At 45.7% G+C, this 15,565-nt stretch carries 16 protein-coding genes; 13 read left to right on the top strand and 3 right to left on the bottom strand.

From position 1 onward, the window contains the following. The first annotated feature begins 59 nt into the window (after positions 1-59). From XMG59_RS10440 to rpoS, 9 genes are read left to right on the top strand one after another with little or no spacing between them, the layout of a single operon-like run. Positions 60-1,688, top strand: coding sequence for a CTP synthase (locus XMG59_RS10440; RefSeq protein ID WP_173481440.1), 1,629 nt, complete (start codon positions 60-62; stop codon positions 1,686-1,688). Positions 1,689-1,703: 15 nt separating this feature from the next. Then, entirely contained in the window at positions 1,704-2,999 is a 1,296-nt protein-coding gene (gene eno / locus XMG59_RS10435; protein ID WP_173484535.1) for a phosphopyruvate hydratase, read from the top strand. A gap of 38 nt (positions 3,000-3,037) precedes the next feature. Continuing rightward, positions 3,038-3,352 carry a cell division protein FtsB gene (ftsB, locus tag XMG59_RS10430; RefSeq protein ID WP_371731460.1) on the top strand — a complete coding sequence of 105 codons (315 nt, stop codon included), beginning with the start codon at positions 3,038-3,040 and terminating at the stop codon, positions 3,350-3,352. Then, the gene (gene truD, locus XMG59_RS12315; protein WP_173483411.1) at positions 3,345-4,370 is read left to right on the top strand and encodes a tRNA pseudouridine(13) synthase TruD; all 1,026 of its coding nucleotides are present in this window, start codon (positions 3,345-3,347) and stop codon (positions 4,368-4,370) included. Before ftsB ends, truD begins: the two co-directional genes overlap by 8 nt. A 46-nt stretch (positions 4,371-4,416) precedes the next feature. Beyond that, positions 4,417-5,169 carry a 5'/3'-nucleotidase SurE gene (gene surE, locus XMG59_RS10420; protein ID WP_173481436.1) on the top strand — a complete coding sequence of 251 codons (753 nt, stop codon included), beginning with the start codon at positions 4,417-4,419 and terminating at the stop codon, positions 5,167-5,169. Positions 5,170-5,204: 35 nt separating this feature from the next. Beyond that, positions 5,205-5,840 carry a protein-L-isoaspartate(D-aspartate) O-methyltransferase gene (locus tag XMG59_RS10415; RefSeq protein WP_173481480.1) on the top strand — a complete coding sequence of 212 codons (636 nt, stop codon included), beginning with the start codon at positions 5,205-5,207 and terminating at the stop codon, positions 5,838-5,840. Between the two features lie 6 nt (positions 5,841-5,846). Beyond that, positions 5,847-6,791: a DUF368 domain-containing protein gene (locus XMG59_RS10410; protein WP_217362077.1), complete on the top strand. Its 945-nt coding sequence runs from the start codon at positions 5,847-5,849 to the stop codon at positions 6,789-6,791. Positions 6,792-6,795: 4 nt separating this feature from the next. Next, entirely contained in the window at positions 6,796-7,521 is a 726-nt protein-coding gene (locus tag XMG59_RS10405) for a peptidoglycan DD-metalloendopeptidase family protein (protein WP_217362076.1), read from the top strand. 52 nt (positions 7,522-7,573) lie between these two features. After that, complete coding sequence (gene rpoS / locus XMG59_RS10400; RefSeq protein WP_173483410.1) at positions 7,574-8,566, top strand: RNA polymerase sigma factor RpoS; 993 nt, start codon at positions 7,574-7,576, stop codon at positions 8,564-8,566. On the opposite strand, the gene fdxA is transcribed toward rpoS, so the two are convergent. Together fdxA and mutS are read right to left on the bottom strand one after the other, a co-directional pair. Further along, positions 8,567-8,890: a ferredoxin FdxA gene (gene fdxA, locus XMG59_RS10395; RefSeq protein ID WP_173481434.1), complete on the bottom strand. Its 324-nt coding sequence runs from the start codon at positions 8,888-8,890 to the stop codon at positions 8,567-8,569. Positions 8,891-8,934: 44 nt separating this feature from the next. Beyond that, positions 8,935-11,538, bottom strand: a complete 2,604-nt coding sequence (mutS, locus tag XMG59_RS10390) for a DNA mismatch repair protein MutS (protein ID WP_173498684.1) — start codon at positions 11,536-11,538, stop codon at positions 8,935-8,937. Between the two features lie 191 nt (positions 11,539-11,729). Between mutS and XMG59_RS10385 the strand changes: the two genes are divergently transcribed. The 4 genes from XMG59_RS10385 (at position 11,730) to XMG59_RS10370 (ending at position 14,800) form a co-directional block, all read left to right on the top strand. Further along, positions 11,730-13,064, top strand: a complete 1,335-nt coding sequence (locus XMG59_RS10385; RefSeq protein ID WP_173498683.1) for a site-specific integrase — start codon at positions 11,730-11,732, stop codon at positions 13,062-13,064. Further along, positions 13,061-13,699 carry a hypothetical protein gene (locus XMG59_RS10380; protein WP_173498682.1) on the top strand — a complete coding sequence of 213 codons (639 nt, stop codon included), beginning with the start codon at positions 13,061-13,063 and terminating at the stop codon, positions 13,697-13,699. Before XMG59_RS10385 ends, XMG59_RS10380 begins: the two co-directional genes overlap by 4 nt. Positions 13,700-13,776: 77 nt before the next feature. Then, positions 13,777-13,968 carry a helix-turn-helix domain-containing protein gene (locus XMG59_RS12310; protein ID WP_173498681.1) on the top strand — a complete coding sequence of 64 codons (192 nt, stop codon included), beginning with the start codon at positions 13,777-13,779 and terminating at the stop codon, positions 13,966-13,968. 10 nt (positions 13,969-13,978) lie between these two features. Then, positions 13,979-14,800 (top strand): hypothetical protein, encoded by an 822-nt coding sequence (locus tag XMG59_RS10370; protein WP_173498680.1) that lies wholly within the window; start codon positions 13,979-13,981, stop codon positions 14,798-14,800. 40 nt (positions 14,801-14,840) lie between these two features. On the opposite strand, the gene XMG59_RS10365 is transcribed toward XMG59_RS10370, so the two are convergent. Continuing rightward, entirely contained in the window at positions 14,841-15,332 is a 492-nt protein-coding gene (locus XMG59_RS10365; RefSeq protein WP_173498679.1) for a hypothetical protein, read from the bottom strand. Positions 15,333-15,565: the final 233 nt, after the last annotated feature.

Below are 15,565 nucleotides of genomic sequence, written 5' to 3'. Positions count from 1 at the left end.
CTGATTTCCCATCTTGAGTTCGCTAGAACTCCCTACAAACTCTATCTGACAGGTTCTGCATGACGCGCTATATTTTCGTCACCGGTGGTGTTGTTTCCTCATTGGGCAAAGGCATTGCTTCGGCCTCTCTCGCGGCAATTTTGGAAGCGCGTGGTCTTAAAGTCACCATGCTTAAGCTCGATCCATACATTAACGTGGATCCGGGTACTATGAGTCCGTTTCAGCATGGTGAGGTATTTGTCACCGAAGATGGTGCTGAAACCGATTTGGACCTTGGCCACTACGAGCGTTTTATTCGTACGACCATGGGCAAGCGAAACAACTTTACGACAGGCCGTGTTTATCAACACGTTCTTCGTAAAGAGCGCCGTGGTGATTACCTAGGCGGAACTGTTCAGGTTATTCCTCACATCACTGATGAGATTAAGCGCCGCGTTATCGAAGGTGCAGGTGATGCTGATATCGCTCTCTGTGAGATTGGCGGTACCGTTGGTGATATTGAGTCCTTGCCGTTCTTGGAAGCTGTTCGTCAGCTGAAAGTGGAGCTGGGCTCAAACCGCGCTATGTTCATGCACCTCACACTTGTACCTTATATTGCTACGGCCGGTGAGATTAAAACTAAACCTTCACAGCACTCCGTGAAAGAGCTGCGCTCTATCGGTATTCAGCCTGATATTCTGGTATGCCGCTCTGATTTTGCGCTGCCTGAATCACAAGCTAAAAAACTCTCTATGTTTACCAACGTAGAAGAGCGCGCTGTTATTTCATTGCCTGATGCAAATACCATCTACAAAATTCCTGCGATGCTTGAAGCACAAGGCTTGGATCAGATCGTTGTTGAACGATTCAACTTGGATTGCCCTAAGGCTGATCTAGGTGAATGGAATGCGGTAGCTGATGCGTTTTTGAATCCAGAGGGTGAAGTGACCATCGCGATGGTCGGTAAATACATGGAGCTTCTGGATGCCTACAAGTCTCTTATCGAAGCGATTTCACACGCAGGCATCTCACATCGTAAGAAAGTAAAAATTGAATACATCGATTCTGAACGTGTTGAGCGTGAAGGGGTTGAGATCCTTAAGGACTTCAGCGCGATTCTAGTACCTGGTGGATTTGGTGAGCGTGGTGTTGAGGGCAAGATCGAGGCGGTACGTTACGCTCGTGAAAACAAAGTCCCTTATCTAGGTATCTGTTTAGGCATGCAGGTTGCTGTTATTGAGTATGCACGTAACGTTGCTGGCTTGGCGGGTGCAACCTCGTCGGAGTTCAACACAGAAGCTGAACACCCTGTTATCGGTTTGATTACTGAGTGGACCGATCACACCGGTGAAGTTGAACAGCGTACTGATGATTCAGATCTAGGTGGCACTATGCGCCTAGGTGCTCAGTTATGTCATCTTAAAGCGGGCACGCATGTTTCTGAAGCCTATGGTTCAACTGAAGTTGTTGAACGTCACCGCCATCGTTATGAAGTGAACAATAATTACGTTGCCCAGCTAGAAGCTGCCGGACTTGTTATCTCAGGTCGTTCAACGGATGGTGAGTTAGTCGAGGTTGTGGAGGCACCAGATCATCCGTGGTTTGTGGCTTGTCAGTTCCACCCAGAGTTCACCTCTACGCCACGTGATGGACACGGTCTATTTAAAGGATTTATTGGCGCTGCGCTTGAGTACCAAGCGAACAGCTAATTAGGAGTTAGGGAAATGACTACAATTGCAAACATCAAAGCACGTGAAGTATTGGATTCACGTGGTAACCCAACGGTTGAAGCGGACGTTGTTCTTGAGAACGGCATCATGGGGTCTGCTTGTGCGCCATCGGGTGCATCAACTGGTTCACGTGAAGCACTAGAGCTACGTGATGGTGATAAATCTCGCTACCTAGGCAAAGGCGTGCTTAAAGCTGTCGCTGCCGTGAACGGCGAAATCAAAGATGCCCTTGTTGGTATGGATGTGACTGATCAACGCGCTCTGGATAACAAGATGCTTGAGCTTGACGGTACTGAGAATAAGAGCAAATTTGGTGCGAACGCCATTCTTGCTGTTTCACTTGCAGCTGCAAAAGCGGCTGCGCAAGCTAAAAACATTCCACTTTATCAACACATCGCAGAGATCAATGGTACTCCAGGTCGCTACTCTATGCCTGTGCCAATGATGAATATCTTGAACGGTGGTGAGCACGCGGATAACAACGTTGATATCCAAGAGTTCATGGTGCAGCCGGTTGGCGTATCAAGTTTTGCCGAAGCGCTTCGTTGCGGTGCTGAAATTTTCCACGCGTTAAAAGCGGTGCTTAAAGCTAAAGGCCTTAATACAGCGGTTGGTGACGAAGGTGGCTTTGCGCCAAACCTTGCGTCTAATGAAGAGGCACTGGTTGTCATTAAAGAGGCGATCGCTAACGCAGGTTACGAGTTGGGTAAAGATGTCACTCTGGCACTAGACTGTGCCTCCTCTGAGTTCTACAAAGAGGGTATGTACGATCTTGCGGGTGAAGGTAAGAAGTTTGATTCAGAAGGATTCGGTGACTACCTTAAAGCATTGACTGAAAACTACCCAATTGTCTCTATTGAAGATGGCATGGATGAGTCTGATTGGGATGGTTGGGCGAGCCTGACAAGCAAGATCGGCGATAAGGTTCAGCTAGTTGGTGACGATCTATTCGTAACCAACACTAAGATTCTATCTCGTGGTATCGAACAGAGCATCGGTAACTCGATCTTGATTAAGTTCAACCAGATCGGTTCACTGTCTGAAACCTTGGATGCGATTAAAATGGCTCAGGATGCTGGCTTCACGGCAGTTATCTCACACCGTTCTGGCGAAACTGAAGATACAACCATTGCTGACCTTGCAGTGGGAACAGCCGCTGGGCAAATTAAGACCGGTTCACTTTGTCGCTCGGACCGTGTTGCTAAGTACAACCGCCTCATTCGTATCGAAGAGGAGTTGGGTGCTGCAGCAGCATACCGAGGCCTAGTTGAGATTAAAGGCCAGGGTTAATAGAAACATGATATAAAAGGGCCTTAGGCCCTTTTTTTGTGGAGAAAAACAGCTTGCGTTGGTTTTGGTTAATTCTGCTCCTAATGGCAGTGGCGCTTCAGTATCGACTCTGGTTCGGAGAGCCAAGCTTGCCTCAAATTTGGCAGGTACAGAGCGATATTGAAGAGCAGCGCAAGATTAACCAGAGGCTGTTGGAGCGAAACTCAGAGCTGGAAGCTGAAGTGCAAGATCTAAAACGCGGCTTGTCAGCACTCGAAGAGAGAGCCCGATCTGAAATGGGAATGATCGGTAAAGAGGAGACTTTTTATCAGGTGGTTAAGCCTTTGACACCATCGGAGATGGATAGTGACTGAATTTGTTGTAGAGCCTTTCAGCTATGTGAACGGCCAACCCGATGTGAAGGCACAGCTTCGTTCTGCACCAGAGGATTTTCGTGTTGTTGAAGATTTGGGGTATGAACCAGAGGGGGAAGGCGAACATCACTACCTATACATTCAGAAACGCGGTGAAAACACCGATTGGGTGGCGCGTCAGCTAGCTAACTTCTGCCAGGTCAGCCCCAGAGATGTGGCCTACGCAGGTAAAAAAGATCGCCATGCCGTAACTGAGCAGTGGTTCAGTGTCCATCTGCCCGGATCTCGACGTGTGCTTAACTGGGCGTTATTCGGTGGTGATACGATCAATGTTCTCAAGTCGAGTAAACATCGTCGCAAGATTAAACTCGGTCATCTTAAGGGTAACCGATTTGAGATTACCCTCAGAGAGGTCTCTGATGTAAATCGACTTCTGCATAAAGCGACTTCTCTTGAATCAGGGGTTCCTAACTACTTTGGTGAGCAGCGATTTGGTCAGTCGTTCGGTAATCTTCACTCAGGATTGGCTATCCTGTCGGGTGAGTTGGTTGAACGTCAGCGCAACAAACGCAGCATGTACATTTCGGCACTGCGTTCCTATCTATTCAATCGAGTGATCTCCACTCGTATAGATCAAGGCACCTGGGATAGCCCTCTCGATGGGGATGTCTTGATCGAAGACTTCACGCAAAAAGTTCATCGTTACGACGCTAATGATCCTGATCAAAAAGCCCGTTTCGATCAGTGCGATCTGCATTTGACTGCGCCGATGTGGGGTAAAGGCGAATTATACTCCCTGGATAAGGCTCAGATGATAGAAAAGTCGGTCGTCGCGGGGTATCCTCAAATATCTGAGGGGTTGGAAACGCTTGGGCTTAGACAAGAGCGTCGCAGTATGCGATTGGTCCCAAGAGATTTGCATGTGGAAGTGCTAGAAGAGCAGGTCGTAAAACTCAGTTTCTCTCTTCCATCAGGCTCGTTTGCCACGAGTGTTTTGCGTGAGCTGTGTGTCTGGTAACCCTTTCCACTTAGGATTGAGCCAATAATAGATAAGAGATAACTAGATGCATATTTTGGTTTCCAATGATGATGGTGTTTACGCACCGGGGTTGCGGGTTCTTGCTGAACGTCTAAAAGAGGCAGGTCACCGCTGTACGGTTGTAGCACCTGATCGTAATAGAAGCGGTGCTAGTAACTCGTTAACCTTGGATCGTCCTCTTGATGCAATTGTGCATAGTAGTGGTTATTTTGGAGTCGATGGAACGCCAACCGATTGTGTGCATTTAGGGGTTTCTGGGATTTTCTCAGATGGTGATATCCCTGATATCGTCGTTTCCGGTATCAATGCGGGTGCAAACTTGGGTGACGATATTGTCTATTCAGGTACCGTGGCTGCGGCAACCGAAGGTCGTCATTTGACACTACCACCTATAGCAGTATCGACCTGCAATTTTCACCCTAAACACTATGAAACGGCCGCACAGGTAGTGGCTGATCTGGTCGCGAATATTGAATCCTTGAAGGTTGCACCGAGAACCGTCATTAATGTGAATGTTCCTGATCTCCCTATGGATCAATTAAAGGGTGTGCAAATTACCCGTTTGGGCCACCGCAGTGCTGGCGAACCGCCACTACCTACTCAAGACCCACGAGGTCGAACTCGCTATTGGATTGCCGCCGTCGGTGAAGCCAAAGATCGTGTTGAAGGTACCGATTTCTATGCGGTTGAAAATGGCTATGTTGCGGTCACCCCTCTGCAGCTGGATATGACTCGCTACTCTGATCTTGATCAGGTGGCTGATTGGTTGGAGCAGTAATAGTGTCCCAACAGCTTTTACGTGAAGGGATCGGAATGACTTCACGCCGAACAAGAGAGAGGCTTCTCAATCGCTTGCAGGATCAAGGGATCACCGATAAAGCGGTATTAGAGACGATCGTTGAAACGCCCCGTCATCTCTTCATTGATGAAGCGCTATCGCATAAAGCCTATGAAGACACCGCGCTGCCAATTGGATATAACCAAACCATCTCTCAACCCTACACTGTCGCTAGAATGAGCGAGTTGCTGTTGGAGTTTGGTGCTAAAGATAAGGTGTTAGAAGTTGGCACGGGATCTGGCTATCAGACAGCAGTTCTTGCTCAGCTCTGTCAGCAGGTTTTCAGTGTAGAAAGAATTCTTCCGTTACAAGAGCGAGCTGCATCTGTACTGGGCTACTTGGGATTGAGTAATGTCTCTCTTTTTCACACTGATGGTGGAATGGGGCTCGAGCATGAGGCACCGTTTGATGCCATTATGGTAACGGCAGCCCCCTCAGTTATTCCCGAATCTTTGAAGAAGCAATTGAAGGTGGGTGGCGTTTTAGTGGCCCCTGTTGGAGATGAAGAGCAAAAACTGGTTCGCATTTTGCGACGCAGTGATTCGCATTTTGAGACCAAAGTGATAGAGCCGGTTAAGTTTGTTCCTCTACTCAATGGGTTGGTAAGTTAATAGACAATGGATCATTTAAATAAGCAGCGCACAGCGTTTCAATATTTTAAGTTGTTATTGAAAGGGATGTTGATGGGTGCGGCTGATGCTGTTCCTGGTGTTTCAGGTGGAACTATTGCCTTCATTACCGGTATCTATGAAGAGCTCATTCACTCGATTCGTCGCTTCGATTTGAAAGCACTGAATGTTCTTTTTAAGAAAGGCTTAGTGGCTGCCTGGAAACAGGTTAACGGAACCTTCTTGTTGGTCCTTGTAGCCGGTATCGCGCTCAGTATCATCTTATTGGCGAAGACGGTTCTGTTTCTCCTAGACGAGTACCCGGTTCTGTTGTGGTCGTTCTTCTTTGGTTTGATTCTTGCGTCAACATGGAGTGTGGCTCGTCATGTTGCAGGTTGGTGCGCCAATCGGATGTCCGTCTTTGTTCTTGGCGCGGTGTTGGCCTATTTGTTGACCTCCATGTCGCCCAGTAGTGTGCCTGATTCGGCGCTGATGGTCTTTTTTGCAGGGATGATTGCCATCTGTGCCATGATTCTTCCAGGTATCTCAGGTAGCTTTATTCTGCTTCTATTAGGGATGTATACGACCATTCTGACAGCGATTAAAGAGTTTGATTTTGCTGTTATCGCACTGTTTGCCGCTGGTGCGGCCTCTGGTTTATTGGCGTTTTCTCGAGTATTGAGTTGGGCTTTCAATCATTATCGCTCAATGACTTTAGCGCTGTTGTCAGGTTTTTTGCTGGGTTCACTCAATAAGGTGTGGCCATGGAAGTACACACTCTCTTACACCATCAACTCTAAAGGGCATCAGGTGCCGCTCGTGGAGCAGAATGTTACCCCAACAGCCTTTACAGATCTTACGGGTGAACCATCTCAATTAGTGTTGGCCATTCTATTGATGCTGTTTGGCTTAGCGGTTGTTCTGTTAATCGATAGACTGCCATCGAGAGGCTAACTGTTTGCGGCTCACTGCTTTACTTGCATTTGCGCTACTTCTCTCTGCTTGCAGCACAGGGTATGCCCCAGTTTCAGATCAGTCACTAGGTCTTCAGCGACCCACCATCGGTGCGGGTGAGTATCGTGTTCGATCGGGTGATACTTTGATTGGTATCGCCTTTAAATTAGGGATCGATCACAGAAGATTGGCCGCAATCAATGGCATTAAAGATAAAGATCTAATATACGCCGGCCAGGTTTTAAAAACTCAAGGCAGCCCTGTTGCTACTCCTTCAAAGCCCCCCTCTAGAGCGGTTGCTAAGCAATCAGTCAACAAAACCCCATCACCTAAAAAGAGAGTTGCGCCAGTCGTGACAAATTTTTCTTGGGGTTGGCCACATTCTGGCAAGATTCTTGCTAGGTATTCAGCTAAAGAGGGTGGCAATAAAGGTTTGGATATCTCTGGCAAACTGGGTGATGCAGTTAAAGCAGCAGCACCTGGGCAGGTGGTATATGCCGGCAGCGGTTTGCTAGGATACGGAAATCTTGTCATTATCAGTCATAGCCAAGAGTTTTTGAGTGCCTATGCGCACAACAGTAAAATTCTGGTTAAAGAGAATCAGCAGGTAAAAGCGGGGCAAGTGATTGCTGAGCTTGGAAGCAGCGGAGCAACGGTTCCCATGCTTCACTTTGAGATTCGAAAAGACGGTAAGCCGGTTGATCCGTTGCGCTATCTACCCAAACGATAGCCCGAACGTTTCAACAAGCCCTCACCCAATAGCTTGATGAAGTGAGTGCAGTATGAATTCAGACAGCAAGATTGAGTTCAATGATGAGTTGTCAGATGATTTAGATCTTTTAGATGGCGAACAGAATAATAATCAAAATGAGCATGAGACAGTCGTCGACTCTCGTCGTGGTAAAGACGGTGTCGCTCATGAAGATTTAATCTCAGCAGGTCAGCTGGACTCGACCCAACTCTACCTCAATGAAATTGGTGCTGCCTCGCTGTTGACGCCCGATGAAGAGAAATCTTTGGGTAGAGCGATCCAACAAGAGGGGTGCATGAAATCCCGTGCGCGAATGATCGAGGCTAATCTGAGGTTGGTGGTTAACATTGCGCGTCGTTACCAAAATCGCGGCTTATCACTGATGGATCTCGTTGAAGAGGGTAATCTTGGACTTATTCGTGCAGTAGAAAAGTTTGACCCTGAAAAAGGCTTTCGTTTTTCCACCTATGCCACTTGGTGGATTCGCCAAGCGGTTGAACGTGGGGTCATGAACCAGACGCGAACCATACGTCTACCCATCCATATTCTTAAAGAGTTGAACAACTATCTTCGCGTTGCACGTGAGCTCTCTCTTACACTGGATCGTGAGCCGACCCCAGAAGATGTGGCTCGTCATCTAGATGAGCCTCTGGAGAATGTTGAAAAGATTATGCGGTTGAATCAACGCGTTGGGTCTTTGGATATTGTGGCAACAGAGGATGGTCGATCGCTAACGGAAGCCATTTCGGATGAAAATGTTAAGTCCCCCGATGACCATAACGCCGATGAAGACCTTCACAAGAATCTAGAATATTGGATAGGCACGCTTCCAGAAAAACATTGCGAGGTTATCTCTCGACGCTTCGGCTTGCGTGGTTTTGATGCTCAGACCCTGGAAATGGTGGGTAATGAAATCGGCCTGACTCGCGAAAGGGTACGACAGATTCAGGTGGAAGGACTCAAAAAGCTTAGAGCGATCTGTTTAGAGAATGGTCTTAACGTCGATTCGCTGTTTAGGCTGTAGCTAACGCTCTAGTAACGCTAGCTTGTCGGTTTTTCCATTCCACTCTTCAGCATCAGAGAGTGGTGCCTTCCGGTAACGGATGTTTGGCCACTGCTCACTCAGTTCGGCATTGAGTTTGTAGTAGATATCCTCCTGTGGGAGAAGGTCATCCTCATGTTTAATAGCTTGAGCAGGGCATTCAGGTTCGCACAGTGCGCAATCGATACACTCATCAGGATGTATCACTAAGAAATTGGGGCCTTCGTAAAAACAATCCACGGGGCACACATCGACACAATCCGTATACTTACACTTGATACAGTTTTCGGTCACGATAAACGTCATGTGTTACCTCCCATCAGCTTTCTATTGAGTATAGATTAAGCGGATCAGTATTTCTCAACTAACTGTTTGAGCTCATAGATTAGGTCCAATGCCTCTCTAGGTGTGAGTGAGTCAGGATCCAATGCTTTTAACTTTAAGTCGCTCTCAGATGGAATAGGAGCGATAAAGAGATCGTTTTGTTGTGGTGATGCCGCTCCAGCTGTTTTGAGGCTGGTTGAAGTAAGAGGTTGAGATTGGCTCCCCTCTTCGAGCTGAATCAGTTTTGATCGGGCACTTTGAATCACTGAGCGAGGTACACCTGCCAATTGAGCAACTTGCAGACCGTAACTCTGGCTTGCAGGCCCCTCTTGGACCTCATGCATAAAGACAATATGGTCGTTATGTTCAACAGCCGTTAAGTGCACATTGACGACGCCGTCAATAAGCTCTGATAGTTGTGTTAGTTCAAAATAGTGGGTTGCGAATAGCGTCAGAGCCTTACACTCTTTAGCTAAATACTCTGCTGCGGACCATGCAAGTGATAGGCCATCAAATGTACTTGTGCCTCTTCCTACCTCATCCATTAGAACTAAAGAGCGCTCTGTTGCGTTATGCAGTATGTTAGCCGTTTCGGTCATCTCAACCATGAAGGTAGAGCGTCCGCCCGCCAGGTCATCGGAGCTACCCATTCGAGTGAAGATTTGATCGACGATGCCAATTTCCGCGCTGCTGGCCGGAACAAAGGAGCCAATCTGAGCCATTAAGGTAATGATGGCTATTTGTCGCATATAGGTGGATTTACCACCCATATTTGGACCGGTCACCATCAGCATCTGTCGTTCTGAATTGAGTTCGGCATTGTTGGCGACAAAGGGCGTGTCTAACACCTGTTCAACAACAGGGTGGCGACCTTCAGTAATCCTTAAACTAGCCGAATTAATCAAAGCTGGGCAGCTGTATTCCAAAGTAGAGGCGCGTTCAGCGAGGTTGCGTAGCAAATCTAACTCTGCCAGTGCCTCGGCTGATGAACGAAGAGGAGTAAGCTGTTTGGCAAGTAGATCGAGCAGCTCATCATAGAGGGCTTTTTCGCGGGCCAATGCACGGCTTTTCGCGCTAAGTGCTTTATCCTCAAACTCTTTAAGTTCCGGTGTTATAAAACGCTCTGCGTTCTTAAGAGTCTGACGGCGTTGATACTCTACTGGAGGTTCAAACTGTTGGGCTTTACCGACCTCAATAAAGTAGCCGTGCACGCGATTGTAGCCAACCTTAAGTGTGGCGATGCCTGTGCGAACTCGTTCACGTTCCTCGAGGTCAATTAGATAGCTACCTGCGTTTTCACTCAGGCCCTGAAGCTCATCAAGCTCCGTATCGTAGCCACTGGCAATGACACCGCCTTCACGAATGACAACGGGAGGGTTCTCTTTAATAGCTCGGCTCAAAAGCGAGGCTAGATCCGGAAAGGAAGAGACAGCCTGTTTGAGGTGGATGAGTCGATTGCCTTCGCAATCTGTCAGTAATTCTTGGATGTCTGGTAGCGCATTCAGTGCCAATTTGAGACGCTCTAGATCCCTTGGTCGAGCTGAGCGCAGAGCAACACGTGACAGAATTCGCTCTATATCGCCAATTGAGCGCATGACATCGTCAAAGGCTTCAAAACGGAACTGATCCAGCATCCATTGGATGGCTTGCTGTCGTTCTTGTAGAGCAGTGATATTACGAAGGGGTCTGTGCAGCCATCGGCGCAGCATTCTGGCAGCCATAGGTGTCTTAGTTCTATCTAAAACAGAGACCAGGGTTTGCTCGCTACCACCATTGAGGTTGACATCGATCTCAAGATTTTTACGTGTAGCGGCGTCGATATGAACCGCCTCGTTACCCTTATCTACGATTAAACTGTTGATGTGGGGTAGAGCGCTTCGCTGAGTATCTTTAGCGTATTGCATTAAACAGCCAGCCGCCGCAACAGCAAGTGACATGCCTTCACAGCCAAACCCCACTAGGTCTCGAGTTTTGAATTGCTCGTTTAGGATTCGATGTGCGGTCTCAATCTCAAACGCCCAAGGTGGCTGGCGCCTCAGGCCAAGACCACGAAGCGACTGGATCCACTCTTGCTCAGCAAGCTCATCTGAGACAAGCAGCTCTGCAGGCTTTAGTCGCTCGATTTCGGAGTGTGCGAATGCTGAAGTGTCGAGTTCAGAGACATGAAAGCGACCTGCGCTAATGTCCAGTACTGCTAGGCCATATCGATTTTTATGTTCATAAATGGCGGCTAAAAGATTATCACGACGCTCCTCTAGAAACGCCTCGTCTGTCAATGTGCCAGGTGTGATGATTCGAGCAACTTGACGCTCAACCGGCCCCTTGCTGGTGGCTGGATCACCTACTTGCTCGCAGATGACAACGGACTCACCCAGTCTAACCAGCCTGGCGACGTAGCCCTCGGCTGAATGAAAAGGGACTCCGGCCATTGGAATGGGCTCACCGCCCGATTTGCCACGTGCAGTTAGCGAAATGTCCAACAGCTCGGCAGCTCGTTTAGCATCGTCGTAAAAAAGCTCATAAAAATCCCCCATGCGATAGAACAGAAATTCATGTGGGTGATCGGCTTTGATGCGTAGATACTGTTGCATCATAGGTGTGTGCTGGGAAAGATCAGGTGTTGTATTCATTGGCTTTTTACTTCTCTATCTACCGTTACTGCTGATTTTCCAGCTTTTCTTCGACTGCTATTAATAAACACTAATAAATCCTGATAAAGACAGATTAAGCTTAAAAGTGTAGTATTTTGTATAGTTTTTATTTTAAACATAAAATGTTTACTTAAAACCTATACTTTAACTGTCATGGAGTCAGTGTCGCTATGTCTGTAACTCATTCTACAAGAGGATTGTCCGACCTATCTATAAAGAGAATGAAGAAAGGTCAGGCTGATCTGGTGGACTCAGGTGAAAATGCTGGTCTAAGAGTGACAATTGGTGAAACTGGCAAAAAGACTTTTATATATCGTTATCGATCGCCCGAAAACAACAAGATAAGACAGTTCAAAATAGGTAACTATCCTGATGTAAGTCTTGCACATGCAAGAGTCGAATTGGCCAAGCTTAAAGCTGATCGTGCAAAAGGGCTGTGTCCAGCTACTTTGAAAAAGATAGAAAGGAAAAACGCACAACAGGTTAGCGTCGATCTTAAGGCGATCGAATTAACTGTTGTTGATGCTATAGAAAGATATCTCTCTGAATATATTGAGGATCGTTTTGATCGTTCAGGTCGATTGATTAAAACAGGTGCAAGAGTCATCAAAGGTCAAAGAGAGGTGCGAAATCTTCTGCTTGGCAGTCCTGCGAAAATTATTCGTAAAGATGGTCAAGACAAGAAGCCAATGTTTGCTGAGTTACTTGGTAATGTTGCTGTAACACAGCTTTCTGCCAAAGATATTTTCAATGCTGTGGTAAAGGTAGTTGAGCGTGGAGCGCCAGTATCAGCAGGCAACATGTTACGAGAATTTACCGCAGCGCTTGATTACTCAATAGGAGACGGCCTTCCTGATGATTTTTCCAATCCATGTTATCAAGCAAAGGCAATGCTGAAACGGAAGAAAATAAAGCTCTCAGCCAATAAAGGTAAAAGAGTTTTGAATGATACAGAACTTTCAATGTTGCTCAGATGGTTGCCAAGTTCAAGGTATACACCCACCCAAAAAGCTGTCCTGACTTTTGCATTAATGACTGGTTGTCGTACTGGAGAGGTTGTAGCGGCTGAATGGCGAGATATTGATTTAGATAGGGGTATATGGGCTCTGCGTGAGAATAAAACTGATATGCCAAGGGATGTTCAGCTCTCAACTCAAGCAGTAGCATTTCTAAAGCAATTAAGGCATCTGACGGGGGAATATGTATTTCCGAGTCAAAGAACGGGTAAACCGATACAGCAGAAAAGCTTATCTGAGCAAGCTTGGCATATACGTAAATCAGGTCAAATGTTGGATATAGATCATTGGACACCTCATGACTTAAGGAGGTCGGTTCGTACTGGTTTGGCAAGACTTGGTTGTCCTGAAGCAGTCTCAGAGGCAATTTTAGGTCATGAAAAGTCTGGCGTGGTCGGAATTTATAACTTACATAGCTATTCGAAAGAAAGTAAACGTTGGCTTCAAATATGGTGTGATCATCTAGATAGTCTTAGGGAGTTTTCATGAAGCTAAATGCCATTTTGGATTTACTCGATTTGGATGAGCCTAGGCCACCTTACGATTCAAAAGAGTTTGTAAGTAAATTGTCCTGTATCGATCTGGCGCTTTCTGAAAGTTATGTTTTGGTGGACCTAGCAAAGTTAGAGATTCTTCATCAATGTCCTGATTTTGATGTAAGCAAATTAATTAGGCTACACGATTGGGCATTGAACTCTAATACTGAACATATCCGTTTTGTGATAGAAGAAATTGGCATGAGCTGTCCAATACTTCCTGCTTTACAGAAAATTATCTTAAAAGTTAATCATCAGTTTTTGACTGATAGCACACCAATTAACAATCAAAGCGCATCAGTGATTCTGAAAAAACAGAATCAAATCGAAGCAATGCACATGGCTCTTAAGCTTATGTGCTACTTAGGTGATAGTCAGTCAGTTGCCCTCAATAAGGCTAGCTTTTGGATAAAAGAAATTGTGGGTGAGGGTTCTAGGGGCTTTAGTGTAGAAACCTTGGAGGGGCTGTTAGAAAACAATAGACATCATTTCTTACCATTTTACGAAGCTGAAAAAGCAGCCATGAGTGATTCTGAACTGTTCGAAAAAGTTCAAGAGCTATCAAGATTGATCGATAGTGCAAGGTAAATCTGATTTTAGTTTTACCTGTGTGTATTAACTGTGATTGGTTTCAATAACTTCCAGACATGAATCTGGAGGTTTAAATGAAATCTGACTTTACCGTAAATGAGTTCGCACAAGTATTAAGCGTATCGCTTCCTACTATTTGGAAGTACATAGGCAGGGGAGATATCGCAGCATACCGTGTTGGCAGAAGTGTGCGTATTCCGCATGATGAACTAGCGAGGATTCGTGAATCAAATCGTATAGAAGTTACTAAAAATTGTGACTCCTAAGATTGTTGCTATGAAATCTATACAGCAGCAGGTAATCACGGCTCTCGGAAAAGGCTCATTCTATTTTTTGGATGGAGAGCTCTGTTACAGAGCTTACCAGTCAGATGTTCAGGAAAAGGCTGAACGCTGGTTAGCTAAAAACCTGCAAGAAATTTTGGATGTTATCCTTAATTTAACAGGGATTGATTGTTACAAATATATTGGTTTTAACACAGGGTTCTATGGGCTGCATAATTCAGATGGCGTCACGTTATCCTTTGAACATGTTTCCAGTGAAAGTGATGCCTATTGTATTTTCAATGCGTGTATTACTTATGAGCGAGGTCCAAAGGCAGGTAATAAATTACCAAAGAAAAAGTTTAAAGTTGGGCGTCGTACTAAGCTGAGAGCCTTTTTGAGGCTTTGCCGTTTGGAACCTAGAAGGGAGTCTGAATACCATGAGCACATGGGTAAACTTAAATCTAAATTATTTGAAGCTAAAGTTGCTTCCACACGAAACGGAAACAAATTAGATAAAGACACCCTGATCCCGCTTAACGTGTCCGAAAATGAGTTACGCGAGAGTTTATCGGCATTAATCGAAATTTCGGTAAATGATCGTCATTATTTCGACAACTTCTCGGCATTGCCTCGGCAAGCAGCTTCGGCAACTGATGTGTCAGATTTAAGGTATGACGGGGCTTTGGTGAAAGAGAATGTACGTGCCAATTCAACTGCGTTAATCAGCCGTAAGGAAGTACGTAAACACGGTAGTCTAGTGTCTGCAGCTTCCACGCATGATTATTGGCTTTCTGAATATTCTAAAGAGCTAAAAGTATCTAGATACAAATAGGAAAGAATTCGCTCATTAATATTGATCATAGATAGCTCGTTCAATCTTTTGGAAAGAATACTTCCCGCTCTGTATCAGAGCATTCTTCAGGTGAATCAGGTTGCCAGCCAGTTGGATCACCTGCATAGTCAGCTTGATCGTCGAACTCTGCGATTTCTCGTTCCAAATAAACATTTTGGTCCGAGTAAGAAAGAGTTAATTTATCACCTTTTTCTAAGTCATAATTAACGAGTAGTGCGATAAAGCCTAGCAATGATCTTACTTGCTCTGTACTCCCCTTAAAGGTTCTAAAGCCATATGTACTCCCACTAAACTCTAATTCTGCTATATCAAATTTTGCATCGACAACTACGATGATCTTCATGGTGTAGTCATCATAGAAGCACTTATCCAATCTATCTAAAAGCTCAAAGAACATGTCATCTTTAGATTTTTTTCTATAGTTAATGCTGTTTTTGCGACATTCTCTATCTTCTAGATAAAGCTCAGCTTCTATTCGTTTTTTGGGGGAGAGGTCAACCGTTGGTAGCACAGCCCTGTAAGCTAATTAATAGTAAAATAAAAATTACCGATTTGATTTTGTTACTCATTACAACGCCTCCGATCTGTATTGCAATTGAAGTCTATAAGCTCCAATGGAGTTATGGTGATTTCTGGTGTACGGGGAAAAGGGAGAATGGCGTATCCTGTTGATTGATTCCTGCAAGAATCTCAACCAACAGAAGGTGATACGCCATGACTCATTCTAACCTGACCGCTCTTTCA

Origin of the sequence: Marinobacterium sp. xm-g-59 (genome assembly GCF_013283315.1) — a bacterium.
Lineage (GTDB): Bacteria > Pseudomonadota > Gammaproteobacteria > Pseudomonadales > Balneatricaceae > Marinobacterium_E.
Note: the sequence above shows the minus strand (reverse complement) of the source record. Positions and strands in the feature narration are given on the sequence as shown.

Bases quoted from the DNA above. Each gene is read 5' to 3' on its own strand.
- XMG59_RS12310 (WP_173498681.1), top strand. From the start codon at position 13,777: ATGAAATCTGACTTTACCGTAAATGAGTTCGCACAAGTATTAAGCGTA.
- XMG59_RS10415 (WP_173481480.1), top strand. From the start codon at position 5,205: ATGACTTCACGCCGAACAAGAGAGAGGCTTCTCAATCGCTTGCAGGAT.
- eno (WP_173484535.1), top strand. From the start codon at position 1,704: ATGACTACAATTGCAAACATCAAAGCACGTGAAGTATTGGATTCACGT.
- surE (WP_173481436.1), top strand. From the start codon at position 4,417: ATGCATATTTTGGTTTCCAATGATGATGGTGTTTACGCACCGGGGTTG.
- XMG59_RS10380 (WP_173498682.1), top strand. From the start codon at position 13,061: ATGAAGCTAAATGCCATTTTGGATTTACTCGATTTGGATGAGCCTAGG.
- XMG59_RS10370 (WP_173498680.1), top strand. From the start codon at position 13,979: ATGAAATCTATACAGCAGCAGGTAATCACGGCTCTCGGAAAAGGCTCA.
- mutS (WP_173498684.1), bottom strand. From the start codon at position 11,538: ATGAATACAACACCTGATCTTTCCCAGCACACACCTATGATGCAACAG.
- fdxA (WP_173481434.1), bottom strand. From the start codon at position 8,890: ATGACGTTTATCGTGACCGAAAACTGTATCAAGTGTAAGTATACGGAT.
- XMG59_RS10410 (WP_217362077.1), top strand. From the start codon at position 5,847: ATGGATCATTTAAATAAGCAGCGCACAGCGTTTCAATATTTTAAGTTG.
- XMG59_RS10440 (WP_173481440.1), top strand. From the start codon at position 60: ATGACGCGCTATATTTTCGTCACCGGTGGTGTTGTTTCCTCATTGGGC.
- rpoS (WP_173483410.1), top strand. From the start codon at position 7,574: ATGAATTCAGACAGCAAGATTGAGTTCAATGATGAGTTGTCAGATGAT.
- XMG59_RS10385 (WP_173498683.1), top strand. From the start codon at position 11,730: ATGTCTGTAACTCATTCTACAAGAGGATTGTCCGACCTATCTATAAAG.